Genomic DNA, 24,942 nt, shown 5'->3' on the forward strand with positions numbered 1-24,942 from the left:
ACATGTCTTATACCGATACCAGCGTCCTGTTCCGCCCTTTGACCATCAAGTCGCTTACCCTGAAAAACCGCATCGTCATGGCGCCGATGACGCGCATGTTTTCGCCGGACGGCGTGCCCACGGCCGATAGCGCGGCCTATTACGCGCGCCGCGCCGCCGGCCAGACCGGCCTGATCCTGTCCGAGGGTACGGTCATCGACCGGCCGGCATCGACCAACGATCCGAAGATTCCGCATTTTTATGGCGACGCGGCCCTGGCCGGCTGGAAGGATGTGATCGACGCCGTGCACAGCGCTGGTGGTCGCATGGGCCCGCAGCTGTGGCACACCGGCTCGGCCCGCAACAGCGAGTGGGAACCGGCAGCGCCCGTCGAAAGCGCTTCCGGCCTGGATGCGCCGGGCAAGCCACGCGGCGTGGCCATGACCGAGGCCGACATCGCCGACACCATCGCCGCCTTCGGCAAGGCCGCCGCCGACGCCAAGCGCCTCGGTTTCGACATCGCCGAAATCCACGGCGCGCACGGCTACCTGATCGACCACTTCTTCTGGGCCGCCACCAACCTGCGCACCGACGGCTACGGCGGCCGCACGCTCAAGGAACGGTCGCGCTTTGCGCGCGAGATCCTGGCCGAAGTGCGCAAGGCCGTCGGCCCCGACTTCCCGATCATCCTGCGCCTGAGCCAGTGGAAACAGCAGGACCTGACCGTGCGCCTGGCCGAGACGCCCGACGCCATGGCCGACTGGCTGGTGCCGCTGGTGGAAGCCGGCGCCGACGTGCTGCACTGCTCGCAGCGCCGCTTCTGGGAGCCGGAGTTCCCGGGGATCGATGGCGAGAACGGCCTCAATTTCGCCGGCTGGGCCAAGAAGCTGACCGGCGCCACCACCATCAGCGTCGGTTCGGTCGGTCTTGACGGAGACGTGCTCAACGCCTTTGCCGGCAAGGGTTCCGGCGTGATGAGCATCGACCGCCTGGTCGAGCGCATGGAGCGCGACGAGTTCGACCTGATCGCCGTGGGCCGCGTGCTGCTGACCGATCCGCAGTGGACCGCCAAGATTGCCGGCATCAACCGCGAACACCTGCAAGGCTTCGATCCGGCGTCGCTGGGCGCACTGGTCTAAGCCGGCGCGATGATCGACCGCAGCGTTTGCGCGGTCTATCAGGGGTGAACGCTGCGCCTGGCTTAGAATCACCGGGCGGCTCACCCCATGGGCCGGTTCGAGGCAAACAATGAAAAAAATGGTCGCGATCCTGGTGGCGCTTGGCACGGCCATGTGCGGTGTGGCCACCGCGCTGGAAGCGCACGCCGCCAGCACCTGTTATGGCACTGCGGCCAACGGGCGCGCCAGCGGCGCCGTGCCATTGCCCGCGCAAGGGCAAAACTATGGCGTCTATGCCAGCCTCGGTGTCACGCTCGGCAGGACTTACGTCCACCAGCGCGTGCGCGACATCGTGGTCGATGCTTATGCCGCCACTTACCGCACCCTGCCGGCCAGCCGCTTCCTCTACGGAGAAACCGGCCTGTCCACCGGCGGCCCCTTCAAGCCGCACCGCACCCACCAGAACGGCACCTCGGTCGACTTCATGGTGCCGGTGCTGGACGGTAAGGGACAGTCGGTGCTGCTGCCATCGAATGCGCTCAACAAGTTTGGCTATGCACTGGAATTCGACGCCAGCGGCAAGCTCGACGATCTGCACATCGATTTCGAGGCCGTGGCCGAACACCTGTACCAGTTGTCCGTCGCAGCGAAACTGCACGGCGCGCCGATCAACCGCGTGATCTTCCAGAAGGAACTGGTGACGCAGCTGTACCGCACCAGGCGCGGCGCCTACCTGCGCAACTCGGTGACGTTCATGAAGGCGACGCCATGGATCCGGCACGACGAGCACTACCATGTGGATTTCACGTTGCCGTGCCGGCCGCTCAAGGACTACAGCAAGTGAGCTAGAATTGCGGTGTTACCCACCCGGCATCGGAGACATCATGGCCCTGGCACACGTAACGTCAGGTCAATCCGTCGCGCTCACGCGCGCCGGCGAAGACACTACGCAGTTTTCCGCGATCGCGCTGGCCAAGACCGCGCAGCTCGAATTGATCCGGCTGGTGCTCCCGGCCGGAAAAGAAATGCCGAAGCACCACGTGAAAGGCGAGATCACGTTCCAGTGCCTGAGCGGGCGGGTCGCCTTCATCACGGGCGCCACCACCACCACGCTCAACGGCGGCGAGATGTTATACCTCGACGGTGGCGTGCCCCACGCAGTCAGGGCGCTGGCCGATTCGGTGGCGCTGGTGACGATCATACTGCGCCACTGATCCCGTGAAAATCAGGCGGCCAGCGGGAGTGGCTTAGCGCTTGGGCGCCTTCTTGACGCCCAGTTGCGAGGCTTCGTAAATCGCCTTGGCATCCTGGTGCGCCTGCTCGACCGTGCGCAAGCTCTCGTTTTCGTCGTGCCGGACAAAAAACTCCTTGTCCTGCGCCGCCACCACCAGTTTTACAGCCGCAGCCTCGGCCACGCCAAATTTTTCGAAGATCAGCGTGGTGACCTCATCCAGGTATTCTTCGTAGGTCATGCGACCATCCTCTCTTGTTGATGCGATTGACTTCAGGGTTGGACATGGTAATCGCATCGTGGACAATCGCCAACCCCGGCAACCGTTAAAAGCGCTGCCCCGCCACAATTACCTTCAAGCAACTTCAACATACACTAGCCTTCCAACTAGCGCGCGCGGCCCTTTGACAAAATCCAGACTCCGTAGCCACCACATGAACGTTACCCCAGATTGCAACTACTCCCTGCGCATCATCACACCATCAACATCGGAGCAGACGCCTTCCTGCGAACTGATGATTTTCGATACGCCAACCGGCAAGATCCTCGATGGCGCCGTGCTGGAAGCGGCGCTGGTATGGGGTGATCTGCTGCTGTTGTGTATGACCGATGACGTGCCATACGAAGAAGGCTTGCGCATCGTCCTGTTGGACCAGGATTACAAAACGCTGGACTCGGCATTGATCGGGGCGATGTATTCGACCGGCGTTTTTTCGGATCTCGATCTGACCGAGGCGGACACGGTGCGCTTCCGCTTCTTCCGTGGCCTGGTCTATACGCTGACCTTGCTGCCGCAAGCCTCGTTTGCCCTCCCCTTCTTTTCAGATCCGGGCGCCGTCTGGCGCCCGTTCAAGTGGACGCGCAGGTTTCGCATTGACACCCACCCGTTGCCGGAAACAGGAACGCCACCACCACAGTGACGCTCCCGCCGGCAACGCTTAAAACGCCGCCCGCAACCCCACACTTACCCGCCGCCCCACATCCTCCAGCGTCAGGAACTGGCTCTCGTTGACCGCGTACTCGTGCGTGCGCGAGTTGGCGATGTTGATCGCGTCCGCGTAGATCGCCAGGTTGGGCGTGAGGTTGTAGCGCAGGCTGGCGTCGGTCTGGCCGTAGGCCGAGCGGTTGCGGGCCTGGGTGCTGCCGCCGCCGCAATCGACCGAGAAATGGTTGCGCCAGTTGTAGCTCACGCGCGCCTGGAAGTCGCCGCGCTCGTAGAACACCGAGCCGTTGTACGACTGCGGCGACAAGCCCGGATAGCCGCACGATGGCGTGGCGACGTTATCGGTTTCGCGCTGGGCGCTGGCATCGACATAGGTGTAGTTGGCGGAGACGCCAAAGCCCTGCAGCCAGCCGACCGACGTGTCGAACGCGTACTGGCCGGCGATCTCCACGCCCTTGATCTTGCCCTTCTGGCCGTTGCGCACGCGCGAGTCGTGGACGATTTCGTTGAACTGCGGGATGCGCATGTCGACGATGGTCGTCTCGAGGAAGTCCGATACCTTTTTCATGAACACGGCCGCGCTCACGTAATTGGTCTTGGACAGGTACCACTCGTACGAGACATCGAAGTTCTTCGACTGCATCGGCTTCAGGTAGGGATTGCCGCCGCCGGTCTGCACGTCGCCGAAGCGCCCGCCGTACCAGTTTTCCACGCCCAGCTGATTGAGCGTGGGACGGGTCTCGGTTTTGGACGCGCCCAGGCGCAGCAGCATGTCCGAGCGCAGGTCGAACTTGATGTTGGCCGATGGCAGCACGCTGTTGTAGCTGTTCTGTACCGTGGTCACCTGGTTGGGGCCCCACACCGAGATAAAGGTGGTGTCGTTCGGGCTTTTCACCGCCGACAGCAGTTCGCGGCTGATGCCGGTGGACGTCGATTTCACGCGTACCAAGCGCACGCCGGCGTTGGCCGACCAGCCGCTGCCCTCCCATTTCGAGTCGAGGTACATGCTGGTCACTTTTTCTTTCACGCCCCACATCGACGGCTTGGTGTAGTCGATCGCCATCGGGCCGTTGGGGAAGCGCGTCAGGTCCGAATAGTAGGCCGGGTCGTTCGACTGCGGCAGCAGCGACGGCTGGTTCAGGTAATTCATGTACGCGTATGGATCAAAGCTCAGGTACTGGCTCGGGACTTTGCCTCCGGTATTCATGAAATCGTCCATCTGCTGCACCGTGAACAACGATGACGGCAATTTCACGTGGTAGCCGCTGAACGCATTCCAGGCGTCGTTGCCCCACTTGGTGCGATCGACCTTGCGCTGCGAGTGGGCCAGGCCGGTGTCGATGCCCTTGAAGTAGCCGATCTCGTGTTGCCAGGCCGCGCTCAGGCGCCCTTCATGCAGCTTATCGGTATTGCGAATGTCGCCGTTGGAGACGGCGTGGGCACTGACATTGTTCGGATCGGCGATGTTGTCGCCGAAGGTGATGGTGGGCGTGCTGCCGAAGGTCAGCGTGTCGCCGTTCTTCGGTATCATGCCGGCCACCACCCACATATCGTTCGAATCGGACGTGGTGCGCGAGGTCGAGATATCGCCCTCGATGCGCCACTCGTCGCCCACCTTCCACTTCGAATTGAGCCCGAAGGCCTTGGTCACCGACAGCCGGTCGCCGCCCTTGGCGATCATGTCGTTGGAGTTGGCCTCGCCCAGCAGCTTGCCGGCGCCGGCGATGGCCGGGTTGTTGGCGTAAAAGGTGGAGCCGGGACGCAGGAAGCTGGTCACCTGGTCGTTCTGGTCGTACTGCACGCCCAGCTGCACCGGGTTGTTCCAGTCGCTGAAGGCGATGATCTTGTTGTTCTGGTCGAGGCGCGAGTACAGGCCGTCGGCGGTCAGCTTCCAGGTCGGCGACGGGCTGTATTGCACGGTCAGATTGCCGACCACGCGCTTGCGGCTTTCGTCTTCCTGCTGGAAGCCGTAGCTTTGCGGCATATAGAGCTTGCGGGTGGTGACATCGGCCATGGTCAGGCCGCGCGAGTTGAGGTCGCCGTTGATCATCGAGACATCGCGGTAATTCCACGCATCGTTGATGGCCTTGTTCTGCTTGGATGCGCGGTCGGTGTACGACAGCGAGCCGGTCACGCCGAACGTGCGGTCCTCGTTGGCAAACGAATACATGCCGCTGGCGTTGGGCGTGTATTTTTTGGAATTGGAGTCCCACGCACTCGAGACATTGACCACCGAGCTGTGGCCGACCTTGCCCGAGAGCGGGCGCGCGGTCTGGATATCGACGGTGGAGCCGATGCCGCCCTCGGGCAGGAACGGTTGCGAGGTCTTGTACACCAGCGCCTTCGAGATCAGGTCGGACGACAGCAGGTCGAACGAAAACTCGCGCCCGCCGGTATCGCTGGTCATGGTGCGGCCGTTGACCAGCACGTTGTTGAATTCCGGCCCCAGGCCACGCACCGAGATGTAGCGCCCTTCGCCGCCGTTGCGCTGGATTTGCACACCGGTCACGCGTTGCAGCGATTCGGCGATATTGGTGTCGGGGAATTTGCCGGCATCTTCGGCCGAGACCGCATCCACCACGCCATCCTGCTGGCGCTTGGTGTTGAGCGACGACGACAGCGACGCGCGGATGCCGCTCACGACCACCTTGGCGGACGGATCGACAACGGGTTCATCGGAAGTTTGGGCGTGGGCGCCGCCCGCCAGCAGGATGTCGGCGATCAGCGCGGCCAGCAGTGTCTTGCGCAGGGTTGCGTGTTGTGTTGCCATCTTAGTCTCCATCTTTATATTTATTGATTGCCATGGATGACTGCCTGCACCAGGTAATGCCGCAAGCAGTTCCGGTGCAGTGGCTTGTTTTTGTGACTGCACGAGGGAAATACTACGCCTATGGCTGGAATGACAAGCTATCATTTATTTGTGTTTTGATATTCTAAAATGATATAACTTACACCATGAAAAACGCCGGCACATGGCCGGCGTTTTGCTGAACATCCATGAAGATTGCGCTTATCTCAACGTCACAATACCGGCCTTGCCGCTGTCCGGCTTGAGCCAGTCGCGCGTATCGATCTTGTCGCTGAGAAACTGCACCGCGCGGCTCAGCGGCAGTTCCACCCAGCGGTGGAAGGCAGCGCCGGCCAGCAGGCTGGCGCTCCAGGCGATCAGCATGCCCAGCATTTGCAGTTCCGGTTCGGGATCGACAAAACGGGTAAAGGCGGCGTTAACCAACAGACACACTGGGAAGTGAATCAGGAACACCGAGTACGAAATCTTGCCCAGCTTGTTGATGGCCGTCCAGCCATTGCCGTCGGAAGCCGTCTTGATCCTGCCGCAAACGAACAGCACGCTTGCCACCACCAGCGCCAGCGCAATGCGGCTGCGAAATTCCAGCATCAGCCCGACCAGTGTCGGCAGCAGCGCCGCCAGCATGATCAGGGTAACCGCGCCGGGCTTGCGGGCAGGATCGCTGCCCCACCACGCCATCAGGCCCAGGCCATAGCTGCCGAAGAAATACGGCGCCCAGGAATCCCATGCGGGATCGAGATTGAAATGCAGCAGCGACATGGTAATGCCTGTGGCGACCAGTAACGGCATCAGCCACCGCACCACGTGTTTGCCGACTAGCACCCCGGCCGCCCACAGCAGCAGCACCAGCGCTGCATACAACTGAAAATCGATGGCGACATACCAGGCGCCGGCGGACAGCGAAGGATAGTCGAGCACGCCGTGCAGCAGTACCGCGTGGGCAGCCAGTTGCGCCAGCGTGGCCGGCTCCGAGATCGAGTCGTGCACCATCCAGCGACTTGCCACGGCCGACGCGACAGAGGCCACCAGCGTGGCGGCGATGAACGGCGGCGCCAGCTTGGCGTAGCGGTGCCAGATCGCGCTCAGGGGACGGGCAGGCGCCGGCAGGCCGGCCGGCGACAGCGACTTGGCCGCCAGGAAGCCGCCGATCACCAGGAACACCTGCACGGCGATGCGCGCGCTGTCGCCGAGAAAACCGATCAGGTCGGGAAACACCGGGCGCACGTAATCGGCCATGGGGCCGTAAAACGCCAGGTGGTGCAGCACGATCAGTTGCGCGGCCACGGCCTTGAGCAGGTTGATGTAGCCGAACTGCGATGGTTCGTGTTGTTTTTTTAATACAGCAGAAGTCATGTAATCCCGTGTCCTCACTTGTCCTTGATACGCTGACAAGCTTGCCAACAAGGTCGCTATCATAGCGGAGGTCGGGGAATCGGGGGCGCACGGACAGTGGGGCTGCCCTGCTTCGCCCCATCAAATCTTTAACGGATAGTTGAATTTTTCTGCTGGCCCCTGTAAAATTCGCGCCCTTGGGTCGTTAGCTCAGCTGGTAGAGCAGCGGACTTTTAATCCGTTGGTCGCAGGTTCGAATCCCGCACGGCCTACCAAGATATGTTAAAAACGCCAACCGGCTACCCGGTTGGCGTTTTTTTTCGTCTGCCGCCCCTGGCATAACAGATATCACTGGAAGACACATCTCTTTCAGCCAAGAAATTCAATTTTCGAATGTCGTTTATCGGAAATTGAAATTATCTTTATATCTGAGACTTCAGTAAGATGCATTCATCGACACATTGAATGCAGTTCACAGGAGCCCATCATGACCACCGCTACCGCCAATATCAACACCATCGCCGCCGCCCCTAAAGCTCCACGCCGTTCGTGGAAAGCCATCGTTCGCCGCATCTTCGAACTGTGGGCCGAGCCGTACAGCCACGGTCCTTACCAGCCGCTGTAAGCCGTACCAGCAAGATCAGCATTACCGGTAATAAAGACGTAGCAAATATCGTTCGCGTGGGTGCACAATCGGTGTACTCACGGAAGATGACCAAGCAGTTCACCATTGCCACCCTGGCAGATTACCCCGCAGCTGCGCCTGTTCTGGCACGCTGGTGCTACGACGAATGGGGCCGCGCCGACGGCTTCACGCTCCAACATGAACTCGACCGCTTCGAGCGTGCACTGTGTGCCACGCGCGCCAACGCCTTGCCGCTGGTGCTGATTGCGCTCGACGGCGATGCGGTTGTTGCCTGTGTGCAACTCAAGACCGAGCCAGTCTTTGATTTCCCTGAAAATACCTGCTGGTTGAGCCCGCTCTATGTGGCTGCGGCCTACCGTGGCAACCATCTTGCCGAACATCTGATCGACGCCCTCGTGCACCGCGCACGGCAAGACGGCGTCACGCAACTCCATCTACAGACTGAAGTGTTTACCGGCGGCCTGTATGCCAGGCTGGGCTGGAAGCCAATGTTTCGCGCCGTGAATCATGGCGTGGACGAGCTGGTGATGCGGCGCGATCTGTTGGCAGGCTAACGCCGCCTGAACTTTTTCGGCTGCCGCTTGCGCGCTGCCGAATTTTGATCCTGCAAAATCGCATCCACCCGCTCCGACGCTTCGCGTGACAGCCGCAGGGCCAGTGCCGTGTCCGGGAAGTGTTCGGGTTGGCGGTAGGCCAGCCAGGCGTAGGCCGAGTACAGTCGGCAGGCGTCTTCCGCTTCCTGCAAATTCATGTAGTGCACCGGGTTGTTTTCCGGTTTGAGGTGGGTGATTTTCTTGTGGGCCAGGGCCGTCGCCCAGCTTTCCCACGCGTGTTGCAGGCTGTGTACCTTGGCCGAAATCGGCACCAGCGACAGCGCGAATTTTTCTGCCACCGACAATTGCAGCATGTCGAGCCAGGCCGCGCGTTCGAACTGGTCTTCAGTAATGCGCGGATAGAAAAAGCCGTCGGGCACGTCGATGTTGTGGACGAAGCGCTTGAGCAGCTTGGCCAGGCCGTGCTCGTTGGTTACGGCCGAGATGCGGTGCAGGTGTTCCAGCGTGGGCGCCACCGCAAAGCCGGTGGTCTTGAGCGGCACCGGCTTTTCGCGCAGCAGCGAGCGCATGACGTTGTGGGTCTCGGCATCGAAGCCGGCCACCAGGCCTTCTTCATGGACGCCGAAGCGCCCTGCCCGGCCGGCGATCTGGCGCGCCAGTGCGGCCGGAATTTCTTCTTCCTCGTAGCCGTTGTACTTGACGCTGGTGGTCATGACGATGCGCGCGATCGGCATGTTCAGGCCCATGGCAATCGCATCGGTGCCCACCACCACGTCGGCAGCGCCGTCGCGGAAGCGCTGGGCCTGGGCGCGCCGCACTTCGGGCGACAGGTTGCCATACACGGTGGCCACCGACAGGCCCGCTTCGGTCACATTGTCGCGCCACATCAGCACTTCGCGGCGCGAAAAACAGATGATGGCGTCGCCGCGCCGCAAGCCGGTGAGCTTGCGTACCGGGCTGTCTTCCATCGACAGCGGCCCCTTGCGCTTGAGCACGTGCACTTCCAGTTCGCAGTCCAGGCGCGCGGCCAGCACTTCGATGGCGCGCCGCGCTTCGGGCGCACCCACCAGGTACACGGTGTGGGCGGGGGCGCCGCAGACGGCAGCGGTCCAGGCCGCGCCGCGGTCGCGGTCGGCCAGCATCTGGATCTCGTCGATCACGGCCACATCCACTGGCGTACGGGTATCAAGCATCTCGACCGTGCTGGCCACGTGGGTGGCGCCCGGCACCAGGCGCCGTTCTTCGCCCGTGACCAGGCTGACAGCCAGCGGCCGGCCATGCTGCTGCATCGCTTGCAGGCGTTCGTAGTTTTCCAGCGCCAGCAAGCGCAAGGGCGCCAGGTACACGCCGCTGGGCGCCTTGGCCAGTGCTTCGATGGCCTGGTGGGTTTTACCGGAATTGGTGGGACCCAGCAGCGCGATGAACTTGCGCTTGATGCGGCGCGCCACTTCGAACGACGCCGGATACTCGGCCAGGTTGATGCTCTGGCGCGTGCGTTCGGCGTGCTGTTCTTCCATGTCGCGCTCGACCGCGTGTTGCAGGCGCTGGCGGATGCGGTCGAACACCATGCCGGCCGGTTCCGAAATCTGCATATCGGCCAGGCCCTGCAGGAACGGCTGCGGATCGAGGTCGCAATCGTCGCTGGCGTCGGCGATTTCCTGCACGAACGCTTCGACGTGGCCGTGCAACTCGTCCACCACGGCCGGGCTGGCCCGTTCGCGCAGGATGGCGGCGCGGGCCTCGGCGTCGAGCTTGCGCCATTTCGATGGCTTGGCCAGCACGCCTTGCGCCGGCACCAGGTCGTACGGGTAGCGGCGGCCGCCGTATTCCACCGTGGCGGTCAGGCGCAGGAATACCCGGCCTTCGAGGCGCATCAGCGAGAAGCCGAGGTCGGCCAGGCCCAGCTCGCGCATCAATTGGTCGTCATGTTCCTGGTCTGCTATGTCGCTCATGGTCGTTTCCGGTTACTCAATGCAGGATTATATCGCGGCGGCATCGCCGCGATTTTTGTCTTTCACCGGGATTTCTGGCACGATGTCCCGGTTTACCGTTGCTGTCCCAAATATGCCCCAAACAATAATCGTCCCCGTCCAGCATGAATTGCTGATCAAGAAAAGCCGCTTCATCGCTTGCGTCCAGCCAATGGCCGATCGCGCTGCCGCGCAAAAAGTCGTCGCGCACTTATGGGCACAGCATCCGCAAGCGGCGCATGTGTGCTGGGCATTATTGGCCGGCGGCCAATCGGCAGCAGTCGATGATGGTGAACCAAGTGGCACGGCCGGGCGTCCCATGCTCGACGTATTAAGACACCAGGATTTGGAAGGCGTATTGGCAACCGTGGTGCGCTATTTTGGCGGCGTAAAACTCGGCGCCGGCGGCCTGGTGCGCGCTTATACCGACAGCGTAGCCCAGGCTTTATTAAAAGCCGAGAAAATCGCGATTATCAAGCAGCGTTTTTTAACCTGCACCGCGCCGTATGCGCTCGAAGGCATGATACGGCGCGAACTGGAAGCGGCCGGCGCCACCTTGGAGAATGTCGCGCATGGCGACGATGTCCGCTTCGAATTCAGCCTCCCCGATAGCGAAGCCGAAATACTGATAGTGCGCCTGAATGAATCAGGCCATGGCCGGATTACCTGGATAGCTGCCGAACTCGAATAACCGCAGAATAAGCAGCCAGAACGGCAGCACTGCATGCCGCCCTTGTCACGCCGAAAATCGGCACATTCACGCCAATTTCTGGCGCACCCGCCCGGTCCAGGTAGCGCGGTGCCAGAGCGCTTCCAGCGGTCCCTGCGCATGCGAGCGCAGCCACCACACGCTGAACTGGCGTTGCGCCAGCGCCAGCACGATGCCGATCGCCAGCGCCACCGTGGCGCCGGTATGCTGGTACAGGCCGAGTCCATAGCCATAATATAAAGCGGTGCCAACCACTGATTGCACGATATAACTGGTCAAACTCATCCGACCCAGCGGCGAGAAAAATGCCAGCGCGGGACGGGCATAAAATACCAGGCTAAAACAGGCAACCAGTATCGCCATAAAAGCGAGATTCGCCCACGAGGTAATAATGACCAACAGCGGCCGCTCAAGGGCCGGGCCGATATTCCAGCTACCGAAATACGTCTTGATCAAATACAGGGGAATAAATGCCACGACGGCGATAGACAGCACGCACCACCAGCGCCGCTGATTCTCTTCGGATAATACAAACCAGCCCGCCCTGCCCGCCAGCATGCCGAGCATAAACAAGGCGGGAATCTGGAACAGCCGGCCATTCTCCCAGCTCCATAAAATCACGCCGGTTTTCCCATTGGTCAGATTGCCGATCCAGACATCGATTATCGAACCATGTTTCATGTATTCATTGGCGCGGCCAAAATAAGCCCACGATGCCGGATCGGCCAGCTTTTCATTGGGCACCGATAATGCCCAATACCATTCCAGCCAGGCATACGGTTGCAACAGCAATATCACGGCAATTGCGAACACCACCGCGCTGCGCAGGCGGGCCACGGGAATGAGCGCCAGTCCGAGCACCGCGTACATACTGAGGATATCGCCGTGATAGACCATGGAATTGACCAAGCCAAAGCACAGCAACAGCACCAGGCGCCACGCGTAGCGCGGCCGGAAATCCTCGCCGCGCGCGGCGCGGCCCTGGAATTGTATGTAAAAGGTCACGCCGAACAGCAGCGCGAAGATGGCATACGATTTGCCACCGAACAGGAAGAACATGCTATCCCATACCACCTTGTCGATCGCGACCAGCCAGCCTGGCGCGCCTTGCGGCGTGAAGTACAGGTCGAAATGCTCGATGTTATGCAGCAGCATGATCGAGACAATGGCGAACCCGCGCAAGGCGTCGAGCAGGTCCAGCCGGGAAGAAGGCGCGTTCATCGTAAGCGGTTCCTTGGCAAAAGCGCCAAGCTTATCTGAAAACGATTTCGCGCGATATCTAAAAATTAAGAAGGAGAAATCAAGGCGTCAGGCGCGACGGCAGTAGCGCGCCACGGTGACGATCAGTTCGTCGAAGTCGATGGGTTTGGCGATGAAGTCGTCGATGCCGGCCGCGCGGCATTCGCTGCGCTCGGCTTCGAGCACATGGGCGGTGAGCGCCAGGATCGGCAAGCTGCTGTAGCCCTGGGCGCGCAGGCGGCGGGTGGCTTCGTAGCCGTCCATGACCGGCATCTGCATGTCCATCAATATCGCGTTGAATCCGCCCGGGCTGCTTTGTGCAACGCAGGCCAGCCCTTCGGCGCCGTCATTGGCCACGGTGACCACCGCGCCTTCGGCTCGCAGCAATTCGCACGCTATTTGCTGGTTGAGAAAATTATCCTCGACCAGCAGCAACCGCATTCCCGCCAGTCTTTGTCCCGTCCCGGCTTCCATATCGAGCGCTCCCGATCGCGTGTGTGTTGAGTAAAGATCATAACATGCACACATCTTGCGATGACAACAAGAAATATTGTCTCACGCTAGCCGGAATACCTGCACCACGCCTGCCAGCTGGTCGGCCTGTTCGCGCAGCGCGCCGGCGGCAGCAGCGGCCTGCTCCACCAGCGCGGCATTTTGCTGGGTGGCGCTGTCGATGCTGACGATGGCCTGGTTGACCTGGTCGATGCCGAGCTCCTGCTCGCGGCTCGAATTGGCGATCTCGCGCACGATGGCGTTGAGGCGGCCGATGCTGGCGACCACGTCGTCCATGGTACCGCCAGCCTGGCCCACGAGCGTGCTGCCCGCTTCCACCTGGCCGGCGGAGGCGTCGATCAGCAGCTTGATTTCCTTGGCGGCCGCGTCCGAGCGCTGGGCCAGGCCGCGCACCTCGGAGGCCACCACCGCGAACCCCCGGCCCTGCTCGCCGGCACGCGCCGCTTCCACGGCCGCATTGAGCGCCAGGATATTGGTCTGGAACGCGATGCCCTCGATCACGCCGATGATATCGACGATGCGCTGCGACGAGGCGTTGATCTGCGCCATGGTGGCCACCACCTCGGTCATCACGGCGCCGCCGCGCACGGCCACGTCGGTGGCGCAGGCCGCCAGCGTGTTGGCCTCATTGGCGTGGCGGGTATTGTGGTGGACCATGGTTGTCATCTCTTCCATCGACGACGCGGTTTGTTCCAGCGAACTGGCTTGCGACTCGGTCCGTGCCGATAAATCCATATTGCCGGCCGCAATTTCGCCCGAGGCCAGCGCGATGGCGTCGGTGCCGCCGCGCACCTGGCTGACGATGCGGTGCAGGCTGCTGTTCATGTCGCGCAAGGCACGCTTGAGCACGCCGGTTTCGGAGACGTCATCGTCGCCTACATCGATGCGCCCGGACAGGTCACCCCTGGCCACGCTGGCGGCAAAGCCCACTGCCTGGTTCAGCGGCATCATGATCGAGCGCGCCAGGGCCCGGCCCATCAGCAGCGAGACCAGCGCCGCCAGCGCGGCAAAGCTGATGATCTGGTAGCGCGAGCCGGTCACTGCCGCGTCGCCCACGGCCTTGGTGGCGTCGGAGTTTTTCTCGATGACTTCGCTCAGCGCCGCCATGCTTTTCTCGAGCACACGGAAGGTGTCCATGAACGCACCGAACTGCGCCTGCGCGGCGTCCTTGTCGGACAGCGCCAGCGTCACCATCTGCTGGGCACTGGTGAGATAGCGATCGACGTCGGGACGCACCTGGCGCATGGCTTGCTGGATTTCGGCGTCGGTGGTAGCCGCGCCCATGTCGTCGATCAGCTTGCGGAACAGCGCGATGTGCTCGGCCGTATCCTCGCGCACGCCCTTGATTTCGGCAGCATCGTTGCGGTCGGCCGCCAGCCGTGCGGCCAGCACATCGGCGCGCAGCGCGTCGTGCATCATGTCCGCCTGCAGCTGGTCTTTCATGGCCGAGCCGTTGATGGTGATGGCGTCCATCGCCCGGCTCAGCACGGCCACGGCCTGGTAGCCGACTACGCCCACCAGGCCGACAAACACCAGCGTCACCACGTTCGAGAGCAGCAGACGCCGCTTGATGGTCCAGCGCATGCGCAACTCCTAGAATTTGAGCGACAAGCCGACCGTCCAGCTCCAGTCGGGGGTGTTTTTATTGAGCGCGCGCGACACGGCCGTATCGACCTGCACCGATTTGCCCAGCAGCCAGGCGGCGCCCACGTCGAGGGTATTGATCGAACCGCCGTCGCGGGCGTGGGCGATCTGCTGCGCCGAGTATTCGACAAAGGTGCGCAGGCCGTCGTTCCACTCCTTGCCCAGCACCACGGCGAAGATGCCGCTGGTGAAACGCTGGCCGCCGTCATTGCGCTGCCACGCCACGCCCGGCATCACGCCCAGGCCCAGGTCGCCCGGCAGTTCCCACTCGGCCACCACGCGCAGCGAACCGCCCTTGCCGGGCGCGCGGAACGGCGCCGAGCCGGTATCGAGGTCCCAGTGCGCCAGCAGGCCCATCGATGGACGCGCACCTTCGTCATCGACCATATGCCATTTCACGCCCACGGCGGTGTCGGCATAGCCGTTCTCGCGCAGGCGCTGGCCGGTGGCCGGATCGTGGGCGGTGGCGCGCAGGCGGCCGTCGGATTCCACGCGCAGTTCCCAGTCCTCGGCCACGCCGAAGCGCAGCAAGGTGGGCGTGGAGACGGTGCGCAGCTTGACGCCATCGGCACGATCGCGCTCGACAGCAATGCTGGTCTCGACCTGGAAACGTCCCTTGCCCACCACGTTGCTCGACTCGACAAAGTCGGGGCGGTCGGTGACGATGCCGTCATCGTCCTCGACGGCGCTGGCCGGGCCGGGCAGCATGAGCAGCAATGCAACCAGTACGCCTGGCACGCCGCACCACGCTGCGCAGATCTTGATCGCCATTTTCAGCCTCGCCTTGTAGGTTTTGTGTCTCCACGGTATCACATTGTTTTGAATCAACGGTTGGTAAATTTCCACAGGCGGCAGTGTGTCCGGATCCGGGCAGCGGTGCCCGGCGCCGGGCAGGCCAGCGTTGGCAATGCAACCTTGATCGCTACATAACATCTTGATTCAACAAGGATTTTATTCATGCCCGGGGCTGGCACGGCAGTTGCACTATGACGTGCAACTTAACCTTGCCGGAACACCTATGGATCAACCGCTCAGCCCGCACATCACCGCCCGTCGCCGCGCCACCATCGCGCTGGTGGTGGCCGCCGGGCTGGCCACCGTGTGCCTGGCGGCATGGGGCCTCAACCGCGCTGTCGGCGCCAGCGTGGCGGCCGACAGCGTCACCATCGCCACCGTACGCGCGGGCGGCATCGCCAACACCATCAACGCCTCCGGCATCGTGATCCCGGTGCACGAAGAGCAGGTCGCCAGCCCGATCCAGAGCCGCGTGGCCAGGGTCCATGCGCGGCTGGGCCAGCAGGTGCAGGCTGGCGATTTGCTGCTCGAGCTCGACAACCGCAGCGTGGTGCTGGCGATCGACAACATCCGCGAACAACTGGCGCTGCAGGAAAACCGCATCGTCGCGCTGACGCAGGAACTGGACCAGAAGCGCAAGCAACTGGTCAGCGCCATCGAGCTGCTGCAACTGGACTTGCAAGCCACGCGGGTAAGACTGGGCCGCTACCAGACCTTGCGCAAGGCCGGCGGCGTGTCGGCCGAGGATTTGTTGACGGCCGAACTGAACGTGCAGCGCAACGAGATCGCGCTGCGCCAGCAGCAGGAGCTGATCGAGGACAGCCGCCGCGCCACGTCCACCAATATCGATGGCGCCCGCCTGCAAAAGAACATCCTCAACAAGCAGTTGCAGGAGCAGCAGCTGCTGCTGGCGCAGACCGCCGTGCGGGCGCCGTTTGCCGGTATGCTCAGTTCGCTGCTGGCCGACGAAGGCGCCAGCGTGGCCATCGGCCAGATGCTGGCGCGGGTGTCGGAACCCAATAACTACAAGGTGGAAGCGTCGCTGTCGGACTTCCATGCGCGCGCGCTCGATCCGGGCCAGGCAGTGCTGGTGGAACAAGGCAACGTCAAACTCCGTGGCGTGGTACAGACCATCCTGCCCGAGATCCAGAACGGCACCGTCAAGCTGCTGGTCGTGCTCGACGAGCCGCACCACGCCATGCTGCGCAACAAGCTGCGGGTGGAAGTGAACATCATCACCGAACAAAAGAAAAACACCGTGCTGGTCGATGCCGGCCCCGCCTTCAACGGCCGCGGTCCGCAAGACGTGTTCGTGGTCCGCGACGGCGTGGCCCGCAAGACCACGCTCGACATCGGCGCCGGCGACGGCAAGGTGGTGGAAATTTTACAGGGCGCCCGCGCGGGCGACCGCATCATCACGTCGGACACCAGCCGCTACAAGGATCGCGACAGCGTTCGCATCGACAACTAAAGAGGAACACCATGATACGCCTGCACAATGTCAGCAAAACCTATCGCACCGACAAGGTCGAAACCCTGGCCCTGAAAGACATCGACCTGCACATCGCCAAGGCCGAGTTCGTAAGCATCATGGGGCCCAGCGGCTGCGGCAAGAGCACGCTGCTCAATCTGATCGGCCTGCTCGACGTGCCCGGCAGCGGCACCATCGCGGTGGGCGGCCAGCCGGTGGCATCGTACCAGGACAAGCACGTGGCGCAGCTGCGCAACACCACTTTCGGCTTCATCTTCCAGAGCTTTCACCTGATTAACGACTTGCGCGTGATCGACAACGTGGAACTGCCGCTGCTGTACCGCGACCTGCCCGCCAAGCGGCGCCGGCGCATGGCGCGCGAGGCGCTGGAAAAAGTGGGTCTCGGTGCGCGCATGGACCATTATCCGAACCAGCTTTCGGGCGGCCAGCAGCAGCGCGTGGCAATCGCCCGCGCCATCGTGGGCCAGCCGCAGGTATTGCTGGCCGACGAGCCAACCGGCAACCTCGACAGCCAGATGGGCCGCGAAGTGATGGACATCCTGCTGCAACTGCACCGCGAGGGCACCACGGTGGTGATGGTCACCCACAACGAGCACGACGCCCACCTGGCTTCGCGCATCGTGCGCGTGTTCGACGGCCAGCTGGTCGCATAAGGAGCTGCCATGTTCCGGAATTACCTGCTGACGGCGTGGAAAGTCTTCATGCGCCGCAAACTGTTCACCGCCATCAATATGCTGTGCATCGTGCTGACGCTGGTGGTGCTGATGGTGGTCACCGCGCTGCTGCAAAACACGTTTTATCCGACCGGGGTGGAAGGCAAGAGCGAGCGCTTCGTGCAAATGATCTTGATGGAATCGAGCCATTCCACCAAGAACAATCGCCGCAACGGCCTGTTCGGTTACAAGGTGATTGACCAATACCTGAAACCGCTGCAAGGCAAGGGCGGCGTGGAAGCGGTATCGGCCACCCTGTTCCCGCAATCGGTATCGGTGTACCAGGAAGGGCGCGTGAGCGAAGTGATGATGCGCCGCGTGGACGCCGAGTACTGGAAGATCCTCGACTTCAAGCTGCTGGCCGGCCGCCTGCCCACGGCGGACGATGACGCCCAGGGCCGCATGGTGGCCGTGGTCAATGCTTCCACCGCACGGCGGCTGTTTCCCGGCCTGCCGTACCTCGACCAGAAGGTCACCGTGGGCGGCCAGGTGTTTACCGTGATCGGCGTGGTGGAGGATGCGCTGCACCTGAACGCCTATGCCGATATCTGGACGCCGATCACTACCCTGCCCTCCACCGAATACAAGGGCCAAATGTACGGCATGTTTACCGTCATGGTGCTGGGCCGCACCGCCGCCGACCTGCCGGCCATCAAGCAGCAACTGCTGAGCGTGGCCCGCAGCGTACCGTCGGACGATCCGAAACGCTTCGATCGCAACCTTTTTTGGGGCGACTCCAAGCTCGAAGTGTTTGCCCGCCAGCTCACGTCGAGCCGTGCCGAGGATGCCGGCGTGGGCAAGCTGCTCACCGCCATCGTGGTGCTGATGCTGCTGTTCATGGCGCTGCCTGCACTCAACCTGGTCAACCTCAACGTCGGCCGCATCATGGAGCGCAGCAGCGAGATCGGCGTGCGCAAGGCGTTCGGCGCCACCAGCGCCCAGCTGGTGGCGCAACTGGTGCTGGAAAACGTGCTGTTGTGCCTGGCCGGCGGCGCGGTTGGCCTGCTGGCGGCGGCCGGCGTGTTGTGGTGGCTCGAAGGGTCGGGCCTGATTCCGTATCTGCAGGTCGATTTCAATTTGGCCGTGTTCGGTTATGGCCTGCTGATCACGCTGGTGTTTGGCGTGCTGTCGGGCGTGATCCCGGCCTGGAAAATGTCGCGCCTGGCGCCCGTGCAAGCCTTGAAAGGAACCGCATAATGTTGCGCCACCTGTTGAAACTGATCTGGCAGCGCAAGTCGCGCAACCTGATGCTGAGCCTGGAAATCCTGCTGGCCTTCGTGCTGGTGTTCGCGCTGGCGGCGTTTGCCGCGCGCTATGTCCAGCTGCAACAACTGCCCACCGGCTTTGCGTACCGCGACCAGTGGATGGTGCAGATACGCACGGCCAAGCCGCTGGTCAACGATGCCGCCGTCTACGACCAGCTGCAGCGCAACCTGCTGGCCTTGCCAGAGGTGGAGCAAGTCGCCTTTGCCGCCCTGCCGGTGTACGAGATGTCACGCCGCACCGGCACCTTCGAACGCGCCGACGGTACCGGCCCGATCCGCCTCGACGTCCAGGATGCGAGCGACCAGTATGGCGCCACCATGGACATGCGCGTGACCAGCGGCCGCTGGTTTTCCAGTGCCGACGATGGCGCCGACACCACGCCGGTCGTGATCGACCAGCTGGCGGCCGAGCGCCTGTTTCCCGGTGCGGCGGAAGCGCCAGTGGGCCAGCTGTTTTCCGACCCCAGCGACGAAACCAATCCCACCCGCTACCGCGTGGTCGGCATGGTCGAGGCATTCCGCTCGCACGGCGAGTACATGGCGCCGGTTCCCTTCATGCTGCCGCGCTTCCGCCCCGGTGTGGGCAAGGAAGCGGTGACGACGATCATGCTCAAACTGCGCCCGGGCACGCCGCGCCTGTTCGAGAGCACGCTCAGCGCGCGCATCAAGCAGTTGCAACCAGACTGGTCTTTGGTGATCACGCCGCTGTCCGAAGCGCGCGCTTCGATGCTGGGCCTGCAACTGGTGCCGCTCAAGATCGGCGCCGTGATCGCCGCCTTCCTGCTGGTGATGGTGGCATTCGGCCTGTTCGGCGTGCTGTGGCAAAACACCACGCAGCGCATCCCGGAACTGGGTCTGCGCCGCGCGCTGGGCGCCACCTCCGCCAGCATCTACCGCCAGATCGTTGCCGAACAATTCCTGCTCAGTTCGAGCGCCATGCTGGTGGGCCTGGTGCTGCTGGTGCAGTTGCCGCTCACCGGCGTGATGGGCGAGACGCTGAACTGGCCGGTGTTCTGGGCAGCGGCGGCGCTATCGGCCGGTGTGATCTATCTGCTATCCTTGCTGTCTTCGCTGTATCCGGGCTGGCGCGCCGCGCAACTGAGTCCCGTGCAGGCGCTGCACTACGAATAAGGCTGTCGTATCGATGGAATCTCCCCGCAAGCAATGCATCCTGATTGTCGATGACGACAGCGCGGTCCAGGTGTCGCTGGCGCTGCTGCTCAAGCAGGCCGGCTACCACACCGTGTGCAGCGACGACCCGGCCCAGGCGCTCTCTGCGCTGGCGCGCGAGCCGGTGGACCTGGTGCTGCAAGACATGAATTTTTCGCTGCACACCAGCGGCGACGAAGGCTTGCAGTTGCTGGCCGCCATCCGGCAGGCCCACCCCGCGCTACCGGTCCTGCTGATGACGGCATGGGGTTCGATCGGCCTGGCCGTGCGCGGCATGCAGGCCGGCGCCGCCAATTTTTTCACCAAGCCGTGGGATAACACGCAGCTGGCGGAGCTGGTGCGGGCCACGCTGGACACGCTGGGGCCGCAGACAACAGCCTGCCCGGTCGCAGACTCGAGAGCCGGCGCGACAACTCCCGCAACCGTCGGCGCAACCACCGGCCTTGCCGCGAGCACGCCGACCGGCAACCTCGCGGCCGGCATCGAGGCTGGCACCCGGGCCGCAGGCACGGCCGACGTGCCCGGCGCCGCACAGCCGCCGCATTCAACCGCGCCTGCGGCCGAACGCCGCGCGCTCGACGCGCGCTTCGATTTTTCGGCCATCGTCGGGGAGCACCCGCGCCTGCTCAAGGTGCTGGCCACCATCGGCCAGGTGGCCGCCACCCGGGCGCCGGTGCTGATCCTGGGCGAGAGCGGCAGCGGCAAGGAACTGGTGGCCGACGCCATCCACCGCAACAGCCCGCGCGCGGACCAGGCCATCGTCAAGATCAACATGGGCGCGATCACGCCTACCTTGTTCGAGAGCGAAATGTTCGGCCACGTGCGCGGCGCCTTTACCGATGCGCGCACCGACCGCAAGGGCCACGTGGCCAGCGCCCACCAGGGCACGCTGTTCCTCGACGAGATCGGCGAACTGAATCGCTCCGACCAGGTCAAGTTGCTGCGCGTGCTGCAAGACCAGAGCTACCAGCCGGTGGGCGCCAGCCGCACCGAGCGCGCCGATATCCGGGTGGTGTCCGCCACCAACCGCGAACTGGCCGAACTGGTGGCGGCCGGCGACTTCCGCGAAGATTTGTTCTATCGCCTCAACCTGATCACCATCCGCCTGCCGGCGCTGCGCGAGCGGCGCAGCGACATCCCCTTGCTGGCCCGCCACATTCTCACCGACGTCGCCCGCAGCTACGGCCTGGGACCGGCCACGCTGGCGCCGCAGGCGCTGGAATGGCTGTCCGCCCAGCCGTGGCCCGGCAATATCCGCCAGCTCAAGCAGACGCTGGAGCGCACCCTGCTGCTGGTCGGCAAGACCGAGCTGAAACAGGCCGACTTTATCGCCGCCGAACAGCACGAGCACGGCGGCAGCATCGCCGGCAACCGGCGCCTTGGCGTGGACGGCATGACCCTGGAGCAGGTGGAGCGCCACATGATCGCCCACGCGCTCGACCAGCACCAGGGCAATATCTCGCGCGTGGCCAAGGCGCTCGGCGTGAGCCGCACCGCGCTGTACCGGCGCCTGGAACGGCACGGCCTGGGTAGCGCTGCCGAATCCGAGCCCCAGCCATGAGCCAACCGCGAAAGACCGTCGCGAGCGGTTCGGTAGCGTCGGCAGTAGCGCAGGCGCGCGGGCAAGTGCTGCGCAACGCGGCGGCGACAACAGGCCGTGCAGTCGGTCTTACGAGGTTCGCATGAGCTTGCGCCACAAGCTGTACGCCTACCTGGTGGTCGTGCATGTGCTCGCGATCGTGCTGATGGTGGTGCTGCTGCGCGATACGCCGCAAACCATGCTGGCGCTGGAAGCGGCGCTGCTGGTGAGCCTGTTTCTCGGCTTGCGCCTGATCGGCCGCGCGCTCGAGCCGCTCGGCTACACGCGCCACTTCCACGACCTGCTGCAAGACCAGCACTACGCCGCGCGCCTGCAAGGCAGCGCCGATGGCGAACTGGGCGAACTGGTAGCGCTGTTCAACACCATGCTCGAACGCCTGTACCGCGAGCGCCTGCAACTGGGAGAACAGCAGGGTTTTCTCGACCGGCTGCTGGAAGCGACGCCCAGCGCGGTCATCGTGTTCGATTTCGATGGCAACGTCAGCCTGCTCAATGCCAGCGCGCAGGCGCTGGTCGGCACACCCGCCGGTGCGCCGGCGCCGCGTGGCCAGGCCCTGCGCGCGCTGGCCAGGACCGATGGCGATCAAGGCCTGCTGGCTGAACTGGATGCCCTGCCGCTTGGCGAGAGCCGGATGCTGACCGCCGCCAGCGGCCGCCGCTACCGGGGCCAGCGCGGCCAGTTCCACGATCGCGGCTTTCCGCGCCACTTCCTGCTGGTCGAGGAACTGACGGAAGAACTGGAAAGCTCGGAAAAATCCACCTACGACAAGCTGATCCGCGTGCTCGCGCACGAGGTCAACAACACGGTGGCGGCCACCGGTTCGGTGCTCGATTCGCTGCTCTATTATCGCGGCCAGCTGGCCGAGCGCGACGGCGAGGATTTCGGTACCGCGATTGCCGCCGTCAAGCAGCGCAACGTGCGCCTTGGCGAATTCATCGAGCGCTTTACGCGCGTGGTCAAGATGCCGGCGCCCGAGCTGCGGCGGTGTGCGCTGCGCGACATCATGGACGACATCCTGTACCTGTACCGCGAACCGTGCCGCAGCCGCGGCATCCAGATCGGCTGGGGCCGCTGCGATGCGGCGCCGCTGCTGGCGCTGGACCGCCAGTTGATGGAACAGGCGCTGCTCAACGTGGTCAAGAACGCGATGGAGGCGGTGGAACAGGCAGGCGGTGAGTGGCAAGGCATCGAGTTCGTGCTGGCGTGCGAGGACGGCGCCGTGCGCCTGTCGGTGTTCGATACCGGCAACCTGCTCGGCGGCGTACCGGCCGAACAGCTGTTTACGCCGTTCTTCACCACCAAGAAAGGCGGCCAGGGCATCGGCCTGCTGTTCGTGCGCGAGGTGATGGGCCGCCATGGCTTCCAGTATCGGCTGGCGGCCAGCGGGGATGCGCGCACCGTGTTCGAGGTAATAGTGCCGGTGGTTTAAGCCGCCAGGCGGGCAACCGTCTTGCGCGGCAGGGCGGGCGTGGCCGCCACCGGCGCCGCCGGCAAGCCATCGACGCGGAACACGCTGACGATACGCTCCAGGTTGGCCGCCTGCTCCTGCAAGGCTTCGGCTGCAGCAGCGGCCTCTTCCACCAGCGCGGCATTTTGCTGTGTGACGGTATCCATCTCGGTGACGGCCTGGTTGATCTGCTCGATGCCGGCGCTCTGCTCGTGGCCGGCGCTGGAAATTTCCACCATGATGTCGTTGACGCGCTGCACGCTATCCACCACGTCGTTCATGGTCTGCCCGGCCTGCTCGACCAGCTTGCTGCCGATTTCCACTTTTTCGACCGAGTTGCCGATCAGTTCCTTGATCTCCCGCGCGGCCGAGGCCGAGCGTTGCGCCAGGTTGCGCACCTCGGTGGCCACCACCGCAAAGCCCCGGCCCTGCTCGCCTGCACGGGCGGCCTCCACGGCGGCATTCAGGGCCAGGATATTGGTCTGGAACGCGATGCCGTCGATGACGCCAATGATATCGACGATCTTGCGCGAAGAATCGTTGATGGCGCCCATCGTATCGACCACCTGCGCCACCACCGAGCCGCCCTGGCGCGCCACGGTCGAAGCGGCATCGGCCAGCACATTGGCCTGGCGCGCATTGTCGGTATTCTGGCGCACGGCGCTGGTCAGCTCTTCCATCGACGAGGCGGTTTCCTCGAGCGCGCTGGCCTGCTGCTCGGTACGCGACGACAAGTCCTGGTTGCCGGCCGCGATCTGGGTGGACGCAGCGGCGATGGTCTGGGTGCCGGTGCGTACCTCGGTAACGATGGCCGACAGCGCATCGCGCATCATCTTCATTGCGTGCAGCATGCTGTGGTTGTCGTCGTGGCGGGTATCGACCGCCACCGTCAGGTCGCCGGCAGCGATGCGGCCGGCGATGTCGGCCGCATAGTCGGGTTCGCCGCCGAGCTGGCGCAGCAGGTTACGGGCGATCAGTACCGACGCTACCACGCCGATGGCGACCGCCAGCGCGCTCAGCGCCAGCATCACGGTACGGGCGCGCGCATAGGCGGTGGATGCGGCGTCGGCATCGGCATCGTTGGTGGCGCGCTGCAGCGCGGCGTATTCGGCCATGGCGTCCTGCCACTGCTGGGTAACCGGGCCCGCCTGCTTCATCAGTACTTCGGTGGCAGCGACGTCGTCGTGCGCGCGGGCCAGCTCGAACACCTTGTTGTTCAACGCGCGTGAGGCATTCTGCATCCCGGCAATGCGGTCGCGGATGGCCACGCCGGCTGCGGTGGCCGGCATCGCGGCCAACTGGTCGCGCGCCTCGTCGTAGGCCTTGCGTGCGCTGGCAACCTTGTTCATTTCGTTGGCGATGGCCGCGTCATTGTCGAGCAGCACCACCGAGCGCGAGACGCGCGCAACAACATGGACCGATTCCGACATCCGTCCCACCAGCTCGGTTTTCACGGCATTCTCGTTGACCACGCGGTCGAGCTTGGCATGGATCGTGCTCATGTTGTACACGCCCAGCGCCGCGATCGACAGCAACAATACCAGCACCAGGCCGAATCCCAGTCCCAGCTTGGTCCCGACCTTCATTTGTTTGCTTGCCATGCTCTATCTCCTGATGGGTATGGTATCAAAACGATAGTTGTGATACGGAAATGAATATCGATTCTAACGCAGTCGGCAGCGTGGTTCCAACTTCCAGCCCTTATATGAAAATCTTATGGAGATATAGCTAAATATTCGTTTCTTGAAACACTTCGTTATCCCGCAGCGTAAT

The 24,942-nt window shown here is 63.4% G+C and carries 22 protein-coding genes and 1 tRNA gene; 14 read left to right on the forward strand and 9 right to left on the reverse strand.

Translation table 11 applies throughout. The features are described from left to right. Positions 1-2: 2 nt before the first annotated feature. The 3 genes from SR858_RS18970 (at position 3) to SR858_RS18980 (ending at position 2,311) form a co-directional block, all read left to right on the forward strand. Positions 3-1,118, forward strand: a complete 1,116-nt coding sequence (locus SR858_RS18970) for an NADH:flavin oxidoreductase (protein ID WP_019924903.1) — start codon at positions 3-5, stop codon at positions 1,116-1,118. Between the two features lie 109 nt (positions 1,119-1,227). Then, on the forward strand, positions 1,228-1,941 hold the full coding sequence (locus tag SR858_RS18975) for a penicillin-insensitive murein endopeptidase (RefSeq protein WP_019924902.1): 714 nt from the start codon (positions 1,228-1,230) through the stop codon (positions 1,939-1,941). 40 nt (positions 1,942-1,981) lie between these two features. After that, complete coding sequence (locus SR858_RS18980) at positions 1,982-2,311, forward strand: cupin domain-containing protein (RefSeq protein ID WP_019924901.1); 330 nt, start codon at positions 1,982-1,984, stop codon at positions 2,309-2,311. Between the two features lie 33 nt (positions 2,312-2,344). Here the strand turns inward: SR858_RS18980 and SR858_RS18985 are convergent, their stop codons facing one another. After that, positions 2,345-2,569 (reverse strand): hypothetical protein, encoded by a 225-nt coding sequence (locus SR858_RS18985; RefSeq protein WP_019924900.1) that lies wholly within the window; start codon positions 2,567-2,569, stop codon positions 2,345-2,347. Between the two features lie 193 nt (positions 2,570-2,762). Between SR858_RS18985 and SR858_RS18990 the strand changes: the two genes are divergently transcribed. Continuing rightward, complete coding sequence (locus tag SR858_RS18990; RefSeq protein WP_026637852.1) at positions 2,763-3,248, forward strand: hypothetical protein; 486 nt, start codon at positions 2,763-2,765, stop codon at positions 3,246-3,248. A gap of 18 nt (positions 3,249-3,266) precedes the next feature. Here the strand turns inward: SR858_RS18990 and SR858_RS18995 are convergent, their stop codons facing one another. Next, positions 3,267-6,041, reverse strand: a complete 2,775-nt coding sequence (locus SR858_RS18995) for a TonB-dependent receptor (RefSeq protein WP_019924898.1) — start codon at positions 6,039-6,041, stop codon at positions 3,267-3,269. A gap of 240 nt (positions 6,042-6,281) precedes the next feature. Beyond that, the gene (locus tag SR858_RS19000) at positions 6,282-7,433 is read right to left on the reverse strand and encodes an acyltransferase family protein (RefSeq protein ID WP_019924897.1); all 1,152 of its coding nucleotides are present in this window, start codon (positions 7,431-7,433) and stop codon (positions 6,282-6,284) included. Positions 7,434-7,611: 178 nt separating this feature from the next. Here SR858_RS19000 and SR858_RS19005 point away from each other — a divergent pair. The 3 genes from SR858_RS19005 to SR858_RS19015 all read left to right on the forward strand — a co-directional run bounded on the left by SR858_RS19005 (position 7,612) and on the right by SR858_RS19015 (position 8,612). Further along, positions 7,612-7,687, forward strand: a tRNA-Lys gene (locus tag SR858_RS19005). A 212-nt stretch (positions 7,688-7,899) separates the two neighbouring features. Beyond that, complete coding sequence (locus SR858_RS19010) at positions 7,900-8,037, forward strand: hypothetical protein (protein ID WP_019924896.1); 138 nt, start codon at positions 7,900-7,902, stop codon at positions 8,035-8,037. Between the two features lie 86 nt (positions 8,038-8,123). Next, positions 8,124-8,612, forward strand: a complete 489-nt coding sequence (locus SR858_RS19015; RefSeq protein ID WP_019924895.1) for a GNAT family N-acetyltransferase — start codon at positions 8,124-8,126, stop codon at positions 8,610-8,612. On the opposite strand, the gene SR858_RS19020 is transcribed toward SR858_RS19015, so the two are convergent. Further along, the gene (locus SR858_RS19020; RefSeq protein WP_019924894.1) at positions 8,609-10,564 is read right to left on the reverse strand and encodes a helicase-related protein; all 1,956 of its coding nucleotides are present in this window, start codon (positions 10,562-10,564) and stop codon (positions 8,609-8,611) included. The genes SR858_RS19015 and SR858_RS19020 overlap by 4 nt on opposite strands. Positions 10,565-10,676: 112 nt before the next feature. Here SR858_RS19020 and SR858_RS19025 point away from each other — a divergent pair, with 112 nt between their 5' ends. Beyond that, positions 10,677-11,273, forward strand: coding sequence for an IMPACT family protein (locus tag SR858_RS19025; RefSeq protein ID WP_026637850.1), 597 nt, complete (start codon positions 10,677-10,679; stop codon positions 11,271-11,273). 66 nt (positions 11,274-11,339) lie between these two features. Here the strand turns inward: SR858_RS19025 and SR858_RS19030 are convergent, their stop codons facing one another. From SR858_RS19030 to SR858_RS19045, 4 genes are all read right to left on the reverse strand, one after another. Beyond that, positions 11,340-12,512 carry a DUF418 domain-containing protein gene (locus SR858_RS19030; RefSeq protein WP_019924892.1) on the reverse strand — a complete coding sequence of 391 codons (1,173 nt, stop codon included), beginning with the start codon at positions 12,510-12,512 and terminating at the stop codon, positions 11,340-11,342. 87 nt (positions 12,513-12,599) lie between these two features. Continuing rightward, a complete protein-coding gene (locus SR858_RS19035) occupies positions 12,600-12,971 on the reverse strand; it encodes a response regulator (protein WP_019924891.1) in 372 nt (123 codons plus the stop codon). A 114-nt stretch (positions 12,972-13,085) separates the two neighbouring features. Next, on the reverse strand, positions 13,086-14,627 hold the full coding sequence (locus tag SR858_RS19040) for a methyl-accepting chemotaxis protein (protein ID WP_019924890.1): 1,542 nt from the start codon (positions 14,625-14,627) through the stop codon (positions 13,086-13,088). Between the two features lie 9 nt (positions 14,628-14,636). After that, positions 14,637-15,458: a transporter gene (locus SR858_RS19045; RefSeq protein WP_019924889.1), complete on the reverse strand. Its 822-nt coding sequence runs from the start codon at positions 15,456-15,458 to the stop codon at positions 14,637-14,639. A 247-nt stretch (positions 15,459-15,705) separates the two neighbouring features. Here SR858_RS19045 and SR858_RS19050 point away from each other — a divergent pair, with 247 nt between their 5' ends. From SR858_RS19050 to SR858_RS19075, 6 genes are all read left to right on the forward strand, one after another. Further along, on the forward strand, positions 15,706-16,953 hold the full coding sequence (locus tag SR858_RS19050) for an efflux RND transporter periplasmic adaptor subunit (RefSeq protein WP_019924888.1): 1,248 nt from the start codon (positions 15,706-15,708) through the stop codon (positions 16,951-16,953). 11 nt (positions 16,954-16,964) lie between these two features. Then, positions 16,965-17,627 carry an ABC transporter ATP-binding protein gene (locus tag SR858_RS19055; protein WP_019924887.1) on the forward strand — a complete coding sequence of 221 codons (663 nt, stop codon included), beginning with the start codon at positions 16,965-16,967 and terminating at the stop codon, positions 17,625-17,627. A gap of 9 nt (positions 17,628-17,636) precedes the next feature. Continuing rightward, entirely contained in the window at positions 17,637-18,884 is a 1,248-nt protein-coding gene (locus SR858_RS19060; RefSeq protein ID WP_019924886.1) for an ABC transporter permease, read from the forward strand. Next, a complete protein-coding gene (locus SR858_RS19065; RefSeq protein WP_019924885.1) occupies positions 18,884-20,083 on the forward strand; it encodes an ABC transporter permease in 1,200 nt (399 codons plus the stop codon). The genes SR858_RS19060 and SR858_RS19065 overlap by 1 nt, the downstream gene beginning before the upstream one ends. A gap of 13 nt (positions 20,084-20,096) precedes the next feature. Continuing rightward, entirely contained in the window at positions 20,097-21,683 is a 1,587-nt protein-coding gene (locus SR858_RS19070) for a sigma-54-dependent transcriptional regulator (protein ID WP_019924884.1), read from the forward strand. 121 nt (positions 21,684-21,804) lie between these two features. Further along, positions 21,805-23,151, forward strand: a complete 1,347-nt coding sequence (locus SR858_RS19075) for a sensor histidine kinase (RefSeq protein WP_019924883.1) — start codon at positions 21,805-21,807, stop codon at positions 23,149-23,151. Here the strand turns inward: SR858_RS19075 and SR858_RS19080 are convergent. Continuing rightward, complete coding sequence (locus tag SR858_RS19080; RefSeq protein WP_051120414.1) at positions 23,148-24,770, reverse strand: methyl-accepting chemotaxis protein; 1,623 nt, start codon at positions 24,768-24,770, stop codon at positions 23,148-23,150. The genes SR858_RS19075 and SR858_RS19080 overlap by 4 nt on opposite strands. Positions 24,771-24,942: the final 172 nt, after the last annotated feature.

Source organism: Duganella zoogloeoides (genome assembly GCF_034479515.1).
GTDB lineage: Bacteria > Pseudomonadota > Gammaproteobacteria > Burkholderiales > Burkholderiaceae_D > Rugamonas > Rugamonas zoogloeoides.